At 74.0% G+C, this 13,187-nt stretch carries 13 protein-coding genes; 8 read left to right on the forward strand and 5 right to left on the reverse strand.

Translation table 11 applies throughout. The features are described from left to right. Positions 1-276: 276 nt before the first annotated feature. Positions 277-1,632, reverse strand: a complete 1,356-nt coding sequence (locus ABT122_RS31620) for a dipeptidase (protein WP_351559275.1) — start codon at positions 1,630-1,632, stop codon at positions 277-279. A 109-nt stretch (positions 1,633-1,741) separates the two neighbouring features. On the opposite strand from ABT122_RS31620, the gene ABT122_RS31625 reads away from it, so the two are divergent. Further along, entirely contained in the window at positions 1,742-3,016 is a 1,275-nt protein-coding gene (locus tag ABT122_RS31625; protein ID WP_351559276.1) for a geranylgeranyl reductase family protein, read from the forward strand. A gap of 319 nt (positions 3,017-3,335) precedes the next feature. On the opposite strand, the gene ABT122_RS31630 is transcribed toward ABT122_RS31625, so the two are convergent. Continuing rightward, a complete protein-coding gene (locus ABT122_RS31630) occupies positions 3,336-3,791 on the reverse strand; it encodes a nitroreductase family deazaflavin-dependent oxidoreductase (RefSeq protein ID WP_351559278.1) in 456 nt (151 codons plus the stop codon). A 137-nt stretch (positions 3,792-3,928) separates the two neighbouring features. On the opposite strand from ABT122_RS31630, the gene ABT122_RS31635 reads away from it, so the two are divergent. From ABT122_RS31635 to ABT122_RS31645, 3 genes are all read left to right on the forward strand, one after another. Beyond that, positions 3,929-4,669, forward strand: a complete 741-nt coding sequence (locus ABT122_RS31635; protein ID WP_351559280.1) for a TetR/AcrR family transcriptional regulator — start codon at positions 3,929-3,931, stop codon at positions 4,667-4,669. A 122-nt stretch (positions 4,670-4,791) separates the two neighbouring features. After that, positions 4,792-6,015, forward strand: a complete 1,224-nt coding sequence (locus ABT122_RS31640) for a sensor histidine kinase (RefSeq protein WP_351559282.1) — start codon at positions 4,792-4,794, stop codon at positions 6,013-6,015. A 94-nt stretch (positions 6,016-6,109) separates the two neighbouring features. Beyond that, positions 6,110-6,775 (forward strand): response regulator transcription factor, encoded by a 666-nt coding sequence (locus ABT122_RS31645; RefSeq protein ID WP_351559284.1) that lies wholly within the window; start codon positions 6,110-6,112, stop codon positions 6,773-6,775. Here the strand turns inward: ABT122_RS31645 and ABT122_RS31650 are convergent. Continuing rightward, on the reverse strand, positions 6,736-7,041 hold the full coding sequence (locus tag ABT122_RS31650) for a DUF6332 family protein (RefSeq protein ID WP_351559286.1): 306 nt from the start codon (positions 7,039-7,041) through the stop codon (positions 6,736-6,738). The two genes, ABT122_RS31645 and ABT122_RS31650, sit on opposite strands and share 40 nt — an antisense overlap. A gap of 643 nt (positions 7,042-7,684) precedes the next feature. Between ABT122_RS31650 and ABT122_RS31655 the strand changes: the two genes are divergently transcribed. The 3 genes from ABT122_RS31655 (at position 7,685) to ABT122_RS31665 (ending at position 10,429) form a co-directional block, all read left to right on the forward strand. Continuing rightward, positions 7,685-8,902 (forward strand): ROK family protein, encoded by a 1,218-nt coding sequence (locus ABT122_RS31655; RefSeq protein ID WP_351559288.1) that lies wholly within the window; start codon positions 7,685-7,687, stop codon positions 8,900-8,902. A gap of 183 nt (positions 8,903-9,085) precedes the next feature. Further along, on the forward strand, positions 9,086-9,937 hold the full coding sequence (locus tag ABT122_RS31660) for a YhjD/YihY/BrkB family envelope integrity protein (protein WP_351559290.1): 852 nt from the start codon (positions 9,086-9,088) through the stop codon (positions 9,935-9,937). Between the two features lie 192 nt (positions 9,938-10,129). Then, positions 10,130-10,429: an SHOCT domain-containing protein gene (locus tag ABT122_RS31665; protein ID WP_351559292.1), complete on the forward strand. Its 300-nt coding sequence runs from the start codon at positions 10,130-10,132 to the stop codon at positions 10,427-10,429. 69 nt (positions 10,430-10,498) lie between these two features. On the opposite strand, the gene ABT122_RS31670 is transcribed toward ABT122_RS31665, so the two are convergent. Continuing rightward, positions 10,499-11,146 (reverse strand): ATP-binding protein, encoded by a 648-nt coding sequence (locus ABT122_RS31670; protein WP_351559294.1) that lies wholly within the window; start codon positions 11,144-11,146, stop codon positions 10,499-10,501. 232 nt (positions 11,147-11,378) lie between these two features. Continuing rightward, complete coding sequence (locus tag ABT122_RS31675; RefSeq protein WP_351559295.1) at positions 11,379-11,702, reverse strand: hypothetical protein; 324 nt, start codon at positions 11,700-11,702, stop codon at positions 11,379-11,381. Between the two features lie 200 nt (positions 11,703-11,902). Here ABT122_RS31675 and cds1 point away from each other — a divergent pair, with 200 nt between their 5' ends. Further along, the gene (gene cds1, locus ABT122_RS31680; RefSeq protein ID WP_351559296.1) at positions 11,903-13,033 is read left to right on the forward strand and encodes an L-cysteine desulfhydrase Cds1; all 1,131 of its coding nucleotides are present in this window, start codon (positions 11,903-11,905) and stop codon (positions 13,031-13,033) included. The last annotated feature ends 154 nt before the right edge of the window (positions 13,034-13,187 follow it).

Below are 13,187 nucleotides of genomic sequence, written 5' to 3' on the forward strand. Positions count from 1 at the left end.
GGGGAGCTTCTCTCGGAGCAGGCCGGATCGGCGAGGCGCGGTGCCGGGGCTCGCGAGCCCCGGCACGATCCGAAAGAGACGACCTGGGCCGTGAACGGCTCCGCCGGGCGTCGCGGAGGGCGCCCGGCGGAGCCGTCCCGTCGGTCGTCCGGTCCGTCGGTCGTTCCGTCGGTCGTTCCGTCGGTCGTTCCGTCGGTCGTCCGGTCCGTCGGTCGTTCCGTCGGTCGTCCGGTCCGTCGTGCGGTCGGTCGTCCCGTCGGCCGTCCACCCCGTTGTTCAGCCCGCCGCGTAGTTCCGCAGGAAGAGCGCCTCCGTGACGGAGAGCCGCTCCAGCTCCTCGGGCGAGACCGACTCGTTCACCGCGTGGATCTGCGCCTTGGGCTCGCTCAGCCCGATCAGCAGGATCTCCGCCTCCGGGTACAGCGATCCGAGCGTGCTGCAGAGCGGGATCGAGCCGCCCATGCCCGCCGACTGCATCTCCTCACCCGGATAGGCCACCCGCATCGCGTCGGCCATCGCCGTGTACGCGGGGCTGCGCACATCCGCCAGGAACGGCTGACCCTGCCCCGTCTGCTCCACCGACACCCGCGCCCCCCACGGGACGTGTGCCCGCAGATGCGCCGACAGCAGCTCCGTCGCCCCGGCCGCGTCCTGGCCCGGCGCCACCCGCAGACTGACCAGCGCCCGCGCGCTCGACTGCACGGACGCCGTCGCGCCGACCACCGGAGGGCAGTCGATGCCGAGAACGGTCACCGCGGGCCGCGCCCAGATGCGGTCGGCGACCGACCCGGCGCCGATCAGCTCCACCCCGTCCAGCACCCCCGCGTCACCGCGGAAGTCCGCCTCCGGGTACTCCAGCCCCTCCCAGCGCTGCCCGGCCTCCAGCCCGTCCACGGTCGTCGAACCGTCCTCGGCGCGCAGCGAGTCCAGTACGCGGATCAGCGCGGCCAGCGCGTCCGGCGCGGCACCGCCGAACTGGCCCGAGTGCAGATTGCCCTCAAGGGTGTCCACCCGCACCCGCAGGAGCGTCATCCCGCGCAGCGTCGCCGTGACCGTCGGGACCCCCTCGCGGAAGTTCCCGGAATCCCCGATCACGATGGCGTCGGCCGCCAGCAGCTCCGGGTGCGCCTCCGCGTAACGCTCCAGACCCCCCGTGCCCTGCTCCTCCGAGCCCTCCACAATCACCTTGACCGAGAGCGGCACCCCGCCGTTCGCCCGCAGGGCGCGCAGGGCCAGCAGATGCATGACAAAGCCGCCCTTGCAGTCGGCCGAACCCCGTCCGTACCAACGGCCGTCACGCTCGGTCAGCTCGAACGGCGGCGAGATCCAGGCGTCCGTGTCCAGCGGCGGCTGGACGTCGTAATGGGCGTAGAGCAGCACCGTGCGCGCCCCCTCGGGGCCGGGCAGAAAGCCGTAGACGGCCTGGCTGCCGTCCGGGGTGTCGAGCACGGCGACATCCTCGAAGCCCTCCTCCCGCAGCGCCCCCGCGCACCAGGCCGCCGCGGCCTCGCACTCGCCGACCGGGAACTGCGCCGGATCGGCCACCGACCTGAAGGCCACCAGCTCGGCCAGTTCCGCCTTGGCGCGGGGCAGCAGGGCCGCCACGGTCTCGGCGATCGGATCGGCGGTCATGGGCACGCTCCAGGGGGGTACGACGTTGTGCGGTGTGTGTACGGCAAATGTGTGGTCGATCCTCCCACAGCGGGGTGAGACGGCCGCGCCGTAGGATGCCGTCGAGAGCATGGGGCACGCGTCGGATCGGGAGCAGAAGCACATCGTGAGCAGCGAGAACGGCGGCACCGGAGCAGAGGCAGAGGCAGTGGAGCACGAGGGGACGGTGTGGGACGTCGTGGTCGTCGGTGCCGGGCCCGCGGGGGCCTCGGCGGCCTACGCGGCGGCGGTGGCGGGCCGTCAGGTGCTGCTGCTGGAGAAGGCCGAGCTGCCCCGCTACAAGACCTGCGGCGGCGGGATCATCGGCCCCACCCGGGACAGTCTCCCGCCCGGGTTCGATCTCCCGCTGCGCGACCGGGTGCACGCCGTCACCTTCACACTGAACGGCCGGCTCACCCGGACCCGCCGCTCCAAGAAGATGCTCTTCGGGCTGATCAACCGCCCGGAGTTCGACGCCCAGCTGGTCGAGTACGCCCAGAAGGCGGGCGCCACCCTGCGCACCGGGGTCACCGTCTCCCGGGTGGAGCAGCACGGCGCGGCCGTCCCCGACCGGCGCACGGTGGCCGTGGTGACCTCCGCCGGGGAGACCGTCCTCGCCCGCGCGGTCGTCGGCGCCGACGGCAGCGCCAGCCGGATAGGAGCCCATGTCGGGGTCAAGCTCGACCAGGTCGATCTCGGTCTGGAGGCCGAGATCCCGGTGCCGGACCCGGTGGCGGAGGACTGGGCCGGGCGGGTGCTGATCGACTGGGGCCCGATGCCGGGGAGTTACGGCTGGGTGTTCCCCAAGGGGAAGACGCTGACCGTCGGTGTGATCTCGGCGCGCGGCGAGGGCGCGGCGACCAAGCGCTATCTGGAGGACTTCATCGCCCGGCTGGGCCTCGCCGGGTTCGAGCCCGCGATCTCCTCGGGCCATCTGACCCGGTGCCGCAGCGACGACTCACCGCTCTCCCGTGGCCGGGTCCTGGTCTGCGGTGACGCGGCGGGGCTGCTGGAGCCCTGGACACGCGAGGGCATCTCCTTCGCCCTGCGGTCGGGGCGGCTCGCGGGCGAGTGGGCGGTGCGGATCTCCGAGGCGCACGACGCGGTGGACGCGCGGCGCCAGGCGCTGAACTACGCCTTCGCGATCAAGGCGGGGCTCGGTGTGGAGATGGGGGTGGGGAGGCGGCTGCTCGCCGCGTTCGAGCGGCGCCCCGGTGTCTTCCACGCCGCGATCACCGGCCTGCGGCCCGCCTGGCGGGCCTTCGCGGACATCACCCGTGGTTCGACCACGCTGGCGGGGATTGTGCGCACCAGCGGGGTGGCGCGCCGGGTGGTGGAATCCCTGGACCGGCGCGCCGGGGTCTGAGGTTCGGCCTGCCCGCCGGGGCCTCGGTGGAGGGCCGGGCCGGGTTCCCCACCCCGGGGGCCTGTCCGGCGTCCGGGTGCGGACCCACCCGGTGGCCGGGATGCCCGCGGGGCGCGGCGCCTGGCGGGGCTCCGCCCCGGACCCCGCGCCTCAAACGCCGGCGGGGCTGAGTGTGCGGTCTGCGGTCTCTGGGTCTCGGGGTGCCTTGGGGGTCGGTTCGGTTGGGTGTGGTCTTCTGGCTTCTGTGGAGGGCGGGGCCCTGAGGGTCGGCGGGGCCGGGTGTGGCCCGGTCCGTCGGTGGGAGGGCGTTCGCGGGGGGTCACTCCGTGACCGTGATCCGGAAGACCGGGTGCCTGGGGGCGGCGGCCAGGAGCTCCTCGTCCGTGGAGGCGGCGGTCACCTCGCCGAAGAAGCGGCCCACCTCCCAGCCCCAGCGCTTCAGATAGGCGCGGAGCAGCTCCGGCTTCTCCTCGTCGGACAGCTCCACGGCGGCGAACCGGCGGGTGCTGCGGCCGAGCGTGAGCTTCCCGCCGCCCGAGGCGCGGAGATTGCGCACCCACTGGGAGTGGCCGCGTGCGGAGACCAGATAGGTGCTCCCCTCGTGGGAGAGCGGGTTCACCGGGATGCTCCGCCACTCACCGCTGGTGCGCCCGACGACGGACAGCTCACTGCTCCCCATCAGACTCACCCCGCGCCGGGCGAGCCAGCCGATCGCGCGGTTCACGGCGGTGTCGACACCGTTGGGCTTGATGTAGTGGGCGATCTGCTGCGCCATGACGGGCTCCAGGGGTGGGTACCGGATTCCGAGAGCAGTGCTCTCGCTTGAGATCAGTGTGCATCGGAGCGGTGCGCTAAAGCAAGAGCACTGCTCTCATTAGTGGGCGCTGCTCCAAAACGTGAAAGACTGCGCGCATGACCACGATCCGAGGCGCCCGCGCCCGAGCCCGCATCGAAGTCACCGCCGCCATCAAGGACGAGGCGCGCCGGCAACTCGCCGCCGAGGGAGCCGCCAAGCTCTCCCTCCGCGCGGTCGCCCGCGAGCTGGGCATGGTCTCCTCCGCCCTCTACCGCTACTTCCCCAGCCGCGACGAACTGCTGACCGCGCTCATCGTCGACGCGTACGACGCCGTCGGAGCCACCGCCGAGTCCGCCATCGCCCCACCGGCCGCCCCCGCCCCCACCGCTCGCTGGCTCGCCCTCTGCCGAGCCGTGCGCGCCTGGGCGCTCGCCCACCCCCATGAGTACGCCCTGATCTACGGCTCCCCGGTCCCCGGCTACACCGCCCCCCGCGACACCGTCGCCCCCGCCGCCCGCGTCGGCGCCGCCCTGATCTCGATCGCCCGCGACGCCCACCGCTCCGGCGGCCTCGCCCTGCCGTCCCTCGCCGAGGAGATCCGCCCCGAGGCGCACCGGCTCACCGCCACCCTCGCCCCCGATCTGCCCCCGGCCGCCGTCGTCGCCCTGGTGGCCGCCTGGTCGCAGCTCTTCGGGCTGATCTCCTTCGAGGTGTTCGGCCAGTTCAACCGGCTGGTCGAGGACCGGGACGCCTTCTTCGACGAGGCCGTGGCCCGGCTCGCGCACGAGACCGGCCTCGGCGCCCACCCCGCCGGTGCGCTCCCCGGCAGCCGGGCGGGCAGCCGCTCCGGAGGCTGAACCCGCTCCCGGCCGGGCCACCGGGAGCGGTACGGCCCCCGAGGCCGTACTCCTCCAGGAGTACGCACGGTCGCGCCGCCGGGCGGACGCCCCGCCGCCCCCGCCCGTCTAGCGTGGCCGCCATGGAAGAACAGCAGGTCCGCCGCCGCTGCGGCCCGCACGAGGAGCCGGACGGAGCACCGCGCCCGCGGCCCTGGGGGACCCGGCGGGCCCGTCGGGTGCCCTGGCGCTCCACCCTCGCGGTGGCCGTGATCATCCTCGTCGGCACCCGCTTCGCCGCCCAGGGCCAGCACCGCGCCGCGCTCGACGGCCTGGCGTGGGCCCTGCTCCTGCTGGCCCCCGCGCTGCTGCTGGTCCGCCGCCGCTGGCCGGTGGCCTGTCTGGCGGCCGTCGCCGGTGTCACGCTCCTCTACCTCTGCGCGGGCTATCCGTACGGCCCGGTCTTCCTCCCGGTCGTGGTCGCCGCCTTCTGGGCCGTCGTCGGCGGCCACCGCCGGGCCGCCTGGTGGATCGTCGGGGTCTTCTGGGTCTGCCATGTCCTCTTCGCGCACTGGCTCTACGCCTATCTGCCGCCCGCCGGGGACCACGGCTCCCCCTGGACGCAGGAGCTGGTCGTCGCCGCCTGGGTGTCGGCGGTCCTCGCCGGCGCCGAACTCGTGCGGGTGCGGCGCGAGGAGTGGGCCCGCCAGCGGGCCGAGCGGGCGGCGCGCGCCAGACGCCGAGCCGACGAGGAGCGGCTGCGGATCGCCCGTGAACTCCACGATGTGCTCGCCCACTCCATCTCCGTGATCCATGTGCAGGCGGGCGTCGGACTGGCCCTCCTCGACAGCGACCCCGAGCAGGCCCGCACCGCGCTCACCACCATCAAGGCGGCCAGCAAGGAGGCCCTGGGGGAGGTGCGCCAGGTCCTGGACAGCCTCCGCGCGCCCGGTGACGCGCCCCGCGCGCCCGCCCCCGGTCTCGACCGGCTCCCCGAACTCGCCGACCAGGCCGCCGCCGCCGGGCTGACCGTCACCATCGCCACCGACGGCTCCCCTTTCCCGCTGCCGCCCGGCACCGATCTCGCGGCCTTCCGGATCGTCCAGGAGGCCCTCACCAATGTGGTGCGGCACTCCGGTTCGCGCCGCGCCCAGGTGCGGATCGGCTACGGGCCGGGCCGGCTCGCGCTCCGGATCGACGACGACGGCCCGGCGGGCGGCTCCGACGCGGGCGGCAGCGGCAACGGACTCGCCGGGATGCGGGAGCGCGCCGCCGCGCTGGGTGGCACGATCGAGGCCGGAGCCCGGCCCGATGGCGGTTTCCGGGTGCGGGCCGACCTCCCCGTACAGCCGAAGGAGACGCCGTGAGCCGCGCCCCCGCCGTCCCCGCAGCCCTCGCAGCCCTTGCGGCGCCCGGCCCCGCGCGCCCCGTCCCCACACCCCGACCGCTCAGGAGACCGATGTGATCCGTGTACTGCTCGCCGACGACCAGCTGTTGGTGCGGGCGGGCTTCCGGGCGCTGCTCGACGCCCAGCGGGACATCGAGGTGGCGGGCGAGGCCGCCGACGGCGAGGAGGCGGTCCGCCGGGTGCGCGAACTGCGCCCGGACGTGGTGCTGATGGACATCCGCATGCCGGTGGTCGACGGGCTCGCCGCCACCCGCCGGATCACCGCCGACGAGCTGCTCGCCGAGGTGAAGGTGGTCATGCTGACCACCTTCGAGCTGGACGAGTACGTCTTCGAGGCGATCCGCTCCGGAGCTTCGGGCTTCCTGGTCAAGGACACCGAACCGGAGGAACTGCTGCGCGCCGTACGGGCCGTGAAGGAGGGGGACGCCCTGCTGTCGCCGGGGGTGACCCGGCGGCTGATCGCGGAGTTCGCGGCCCGCTCCAAGGCCCCCGCCGAGGCGGAGCGGCTGGCGGAGCTGACCGAGCGCGAGCGGCAGGTGATGGCGCTGGTCGGCATGGGTCTGTCGAACGAGGAGATCGCCCGCAGACTGGTCGTCAGCCCGCTGACCGCCAAAACCCATGTCAGCCGCACCATGGTGAAGCTCCGGGCGCGCGACCGCGCCCAGCTCGTCGTCCTCGCCTATGAGTCGGGGCTCGTCCGGCCCGGCTGGCTGGGCTGAGCCGGCCGCCTCCTCGCGGCCGCGGCCGCGGCGGGGAGCCTGCGGAGCACGGTCACCACCCGCACCAGGAAGACGAGCGCCGCCGCGCCGCAGCCGGCCAGCAGCAGCCCGCGCTCGATGGCGTACGGGAAGGTGAAGGCGAGCTTGGGGCCGGCGATCGCGCCGAAGGCCACGGCCGCCACGAACACCCCGCTCAGCAGGGCGTAACCGATCTCGACGGTGATCGCGTCCCGCTCCGACTGAGTACGTCGTGGACCTGGTGTCATGTACGGGAGTCTCACAGGGCGGCGGCCGACGGGCAAGGCGCGGCCCCGCCCCGGGTGCCCGGCCCCGCCCGCACCCGGCGTGCCCGGAAGCCCTTCGGTGTGTGCCGCGTGCCCGGGGGTTTTCGGTGTGCGCCGCCCCCTGCCCCGGGTGCCCGGCCCCGCCCGCACCCAGGGGCCGTTCGGCGTGCGCCGCACCCTCCCCGCCCCCCCCGCTGTCGCGGGTCACGCGGCCGGGCGGCACCGCGCCCGCACGCTCGCGGAGACCGTCACCGGCGGCGGGAGCCGGCCGGCGAGAGGCGGCCCCGGCGGCATCCCGCCGCACCCCATGGCCGCCGTCACGGCCATCCCCGGGGGCCCGGCGAGCGCGCCCGCCCCGGCCGCCGGCACCGGAAAGGAAGCCCGGGCGCTCACTCTCCCGGGCTGTTCCTCGATCGCGGCGATGCGCACGCCCCGCCCGCCGCGCGGAGGGAGCCGTCCCGGGCGGGGAACACCGTCGGGGCCACGCGGCGGCGGTGCCGCGAGATCCCCCCGGAGCGGTGCCCTCCCAATTTTGTTTGGGTCCGGCACAAAGGGAGAATGGCGGCGGGGGCGCGATCCGGGGAACCCGTCCGCGCCATCTTCGGATCATGGGAGACTCGCCCGTATGAACGGCAAGGCGACGAGCGTCAGAACAAAGCTGGAAAGGGGCCGGAGCGCACTCGGCCCCGCTCTGGAACTGGTGCACACGGGCCGCGCGCCCACCCGTGCCGTGCTCACCTCCGCGCTGGGTGTCACCCGCGCCACCGCCGGCGCGGTCGCCGCCGAACTGGAGGCCCTCGGGCTGATCCGGGTCGACTCCCGGCCCGCCGCCCCGGCCGGCGCCCAGGGCCGCCCCTCGCACCGGCTCTCCGTCGACGAGTCCGGCCCGGTGGTGCTGGCCGCGCAGGTCCACGCCGACGGATTCCGGGCGGCCCTCATCGGACTCGGCGGCCGGACCGTCGCCACCGCCCCCGGCTGTCTCACCGTCGCCGCCGACCCGGCTCAGGTCCTCGGCGCGGTCGTCGACGCCGGAGCCCAACTGCTGCGCGCGAGCGGGCGCCGCTGTGTGGGCGCCGGTCTCGCGGTGCCGTCCGCCGTCGCCGAACCGGGCGGTACGGCCCTCAACCCGCTGCACCTCGCCTGGCCGGCGGGCTCCCCGGTGCGGGAGATCTTCGCCGCGCGGGTCCGGGCGGCCGGGATCACCGGCCCCGCCTTCGCCGGCAACGACGTCAACCTCGCCGCCCTCGCCGAGCACCGCCACGGCGCCGGGCGCGGAGCCCGCCACCTCCTCTGTGTCGCCACCGGGCACCGGGGAGTCGGCGGCGCCCTGGTCGTCGACGGACGGCTGCACACCGGCGGTTCCGGCCTCGCGCTGGAGGTCGGCCATCTCACCGTCAGCCCCGAGGGCCGCCCCTGCCACTGCGGCGGCCGGGGCTGTCTCGATGTGGAGACCGACCCGCTGGCCTTCCTCGTCGCCGCGGGCCGCGACCCGGGCCCCGAGGTCTCCCTGCTCCAGCAGTCCAGGGAACTGCTCCGCACGGAGTACGACGACCCCGCCGTCCGCGCGGCCGGCGAGAGGCTCGTCGACCGGCTGGGCCGGGGGCTCGCCGGACTGGTCAATCTGCTCGACCCGGACCGGATCATCCTCGGCGGGCTCCACCGCGAACTCCTCGCCGCCGACCCGGAGCGGCTGCGCTCGGTCGTGGCCGGCCGCAGTCTCTGGGGCCGCAGCGGCGGCGGTGTGCCGATCCTCGCCTGCACCCTCGACCACAACAGCCTGGTGGGGGCCGCTGAGCTGGCCTGGCAGCCGGTCCTCGACGATCCGCTGGGCGCGCTGGCCTGACCTTCCGTACCCCTGCCGTCCGCCGGGGAGCCGGTCGCGTCACCACCGGTGGCCGGGGCGAGCCGCGCCGGGGCGCGCCCTCCGGTCCGCCGGCTCCCGCCCGTACGCCCGCCCGGGGCGCCCACCACCCGTCCGGGGGCACCCGGGGCGGCCCACCGCCCCTGAACGGGTAGGGAGCGGGCTATGACCCATCTGCCCTCCGGTGCGCAGCCCCATCCGCACCGGGTCCGGCGACTGCACGCCCGGATTCTCGCCTCGCCCGTCGCCCTCGCCTGGAACCGGGCCCGCGCGATGGAGCTGCTGCACCGCGCGATGGGCTTCGCCGCGCTCGGCTTTCTCACCCTCGTGCCGCTGCTGGTCGTCGTCGCGGCGGCCGACCCCGCGAGCAGCCAGGGCTTCGCCCGCTGGCTGGGGCAGGCGCTCGGGGTCTCCCAGGCCTCGCAGGACGAGGTCGAACGGCTCTTCGGCATGCCCGGCACCGCCCTTCAGCGCACCACCGCCTTCGGTCTCGCGGCCCTCGCGGTCTTCGGCCTGACCTTCGGCTCGGCGGTGCAGACCGGCTACGAGAAGGTCTGGGACCTGCCCACCGCCCGCTGGCACACCATGTGGCGCCATGTCGTCTTTCTCGCCCTGCTCGTCCTCGGCGTGCTGGCCTTCGTCAACACCCCGGCCGCCTCGGAGTCCGCGGTGGCCGTCACCGCTGCCGCGCTGGTCGATCTGACGGGCACCTTCCTCTTCTTCTGGATCGCCCAGCGGCTGCTGCTCGGCGGCCGGGTCCGCTGGCGGGCGCTGCTGCCCGGGGCGGTGGTGACCGCGCTGTTCATGCTGGGGCTGCGGATCTTCTCCCAGTTCGTCTTCTCCCCGCTGATCGCCTCCAACGCGGTCACCTACGGGCCCTTCGGGACCGTGCTGGTGCTCCAGTCCTGGCTGGTGGGCGTCGGCGTGGTGGTCTACGGGGGCGCCCTGGTGGGCCGGCTCATCCACGAGGAGCGGCTGCGGCGGAGGCTGGAGCGGTCCTTCCCGCCGCCCGGCTGAGGTGCGGCCGGCCGTGTCACCCCGCCCCGCCGCCGGCGGCCCGTGCCCGCACCCGTCCCGTACTCCCCGGGCGGTATCCGGAGGGCCGCCGGCCGTACGACGACACGGGCCGCCCCCGGCGGGAGCCTCGGAAGGGACAGGGCGCCCGGGCGCCGCACCTCACCGTCATCGTCACCGAGGAGCTGAACAGATATGGACACGCTGGCACACGGACCCGTGACCGGCCCGTGGATTCTTCTTCTCCCCCTGGTCTGGGCGTCGGTCGCGGCCGGCTTCGTGGTCCTGCTGCGCCGCACCGGAGTCTGGCGCGGGCCCCGGGGGCATCTGCGCGGGTACGCCTCCCGGCCCGCCGCCGTCGCGCCGGGACCCCGTTCGCCGGTCGCGCTGCTCGGACGGCGGTTCGCGGCGGGGGAGATCGACGAGGAGGAGTACTGGCGCCGGCTCTCGGTCCTGGACGAGCAGTTCGGCCGCCGCGACGGCGGCCCGTCCTGACCGCGGGGTCACCCGGCGGCGGGAGCGCCGGGAGCACCCGGAGAGCGGCCCGGAGCCCCGGTCAGCCCATCAGCCCGCCACGGCGGTCCGGGCGGCGGCAGGCGCGCGGACCGCGTCCGCATCCGGCTCCGGCTCCGGCTCGCGCTCGGGATCGCGCTCGGGACTGAAGTCCTCCGCCTCGGAGCCGGTGCTCTCACCGGTGCCCGCGCCCTGCTCGCCGTCCTCGGCCAGCCCGATGAACGGAGCCTCCTCCGGCGCCCGGGCGGTGACGGCCGCCTCGGGAGCGGGAGATGCCGGGTCCGCCGGGGGCGGCGGCGCGGCGAGCGTGAACCAGACGGTCTTCCCCGTATCGCCCTGAGGCTGTACGCCCCACTGCTCGCTCACCGCCGCTATCAACGAGAGCCCCCGGCCGGAGGTGGCGAAGAGATCGCCGTCCGGGGCGGCGGCGGGCACGGACGGAATGCGCGGGTCGTGGTCATGGACCGAGACCGTGAGCCGGTCGAGCAGCAGCTCGATGTCCACGACACACATCTTGTCCGGTTCGGCGTGCCGATGGACATTGGTCAGCAACTCGGTGACGCCCAGCGCTGCCTGGTCGATCAGAGGATCGAGATGCCAGTAGCGCAGTTGCGCCGATACGATTCTGCGGACCTGACCGATCCGCGACGGCAGGGCCTGGAGCTCCACCGTGCAGTGCCTGCTTGACTGGCTGATCACGGCTGCGACTCCCCGAAAGAGGTCCGGAAGAAGACGGAGGTCGGATGATCCAGCAGAGGCTGCCTGCTGAGTCGTGCCCGGCGGTGCCCGCGATCCACCGCACAATCACAGTGTCACCGCTGATGCACCCTGAGTGATGTGACATCAGCGTGAACCACACATGACCGTCCCGCAACTCGGCACTCCGGAGAGCCCTCCGGCTCCGCGGCACTCAGGTGAACGCCCTGGCCGCTCAGCCCTCGGAGGCACCCGCCCCGCGCACGGCCTTCAGAAAGCGCCCCGTCAGGGTCTCCGGGTCCGCCCGGTGGTTGCGCTGTCCGAGGGTGAGCCGGTACCGCTTGCCGTTGACCGTCAGCGCGGCACTGCCCTCGTCGGTGAACCAGGCCCTCCCCGCCCTGACCGCACGGACCGGCGCGCTGTCGATCACCTTGCCGTAGCTGGTCAGCAGCTCCAGCCGGCCGTCCTTGATCAGCACCTGCCCCGCCTTGGTGAGCGAACGAGGCCACCGCTCGATCCGCACCCCGGTCGCCCGGAACTCGGGCTCGGCCATCGTCATAGGTTCTCCGCCCCCTTCATGACATTTGCCTGCTGGCAGTCTGCCCAACTCCCGCTCCGTATACCAGTGGGAAGGGCCCATGCCACACCCAACTGAACCACAAGCCGCCCCTATGGATTCCCCAAGTCATCGTTTGTCCTGGTGGGGGGCTTACTGTGGCGGTGCGGAGCGGAGAACCAGCACGGTGAGGAACGGCGGCCATGGACACCGATGAGCAGCGAGTGACGGACGGGGCGGCGGCGACCGCGGATGTGGACCGCACCGATCCGGAGTACCGGGACTGGCTGAAGGAGGCCGTCCGCAAGGTGCAGGCCGACGCCAACCGCTCCGCCGACACCCATCTGCTCCGTTTCCCGCTCCCCGAGCAGTGGGGGATCGATCTCTACCTCAAGGACGAGTCCACCCACCCCACGGGCAGCCTCAAACACCGGCTGGCCCGCTCGCTCTTCCTCTACGGCCTCTGCAACGGCTGGATTCGGCCCGGCAAACCGGTCATCGAGGCGTCCAGCGGCTCCACCGCCGTCTCCGAGGCGTACTTCGCGGGCCTCATCGGCGTCCCCTTCGTCGCCGTGATGCCGCGCACCACCAGCGCCGAGAAGATCCGCCTGATCGAATTCCACGGCGGGAAGTGCCACTTCGTGGACGACCCCCGGCGGATGTACGAGGAGTCCGCGGCGCTCGCCGAACGGACCGGCGGCCACTACATGGACCAGTTCACCTACGCCGAACGGGCGACCGACTGGCGCGGCAACAACAACATCGCCGAGTCCATCTACCAGCAGCTCCGACTGGAGCGCTACCCCGAACCGGCGTGGATCGTCGCCACCGCCGGCACCGGGGGCACCTCGGCCACCATCGCCCGCTATGTGCACTACATGCAGTACGACACCCGGATCTGCGTCCCCGATCCCGAGAACTCCTGTTTCTTCGACGGCTGGACCAGGAACGACCCCGGCGCCACCAGCGACGCCGGCTCCCGGATCGAGGGCATCGGCCGCCCCCGCATGGAGCCCAGCTTCCTCCCCGGCGCCATCGACCGGATGATGAAGGTCCCGGACGCGGCGAGCGTCGCCGCCGTGCGCGCCCTCGACACCGCGATCGGCCGGAAGGCGGGTGGCTCCACCGGCACGGGGCTGTGGAGCGCGCTGAAGATCGTCGCGGAGATGGTGCGGGCCGGGCGCCGGGGGAGCGTGGTCACCCTGCTCTGCGACCCGGGGGACCGCTACCTCGACAAGTACTACTCCGACGGCTGGCTGGAGGATCAGGGCCTGGACATCACTGCGCACGCCGAGCAGATCAGGCACTTTCTGGCGACGGGGGAGTGGCGCTAGGGTCCTTCGGTCCGGATCGGGCCGAGACGCAAGGCCCTGGGGAGCTTCTCTCGGAGCAGGCCGGATCGGCGAGGCGCGGTGCCGGGGCTCGCGAGCCCCGGCACGATCCGAAAGAGACGGCCTAGGGCTCGCCGGGGCCCCCGGTCGGAAGAGC

Origin of the sequence: Streptomyces sp. NPDC001985, from assembly GCF_040296845.1 — a bacterium.
Classification (GTDB): Bacteria; Actinomycetota; Actinomycetes; order Streptomycetales; family Streptomycetaceae; genus Streptomyces.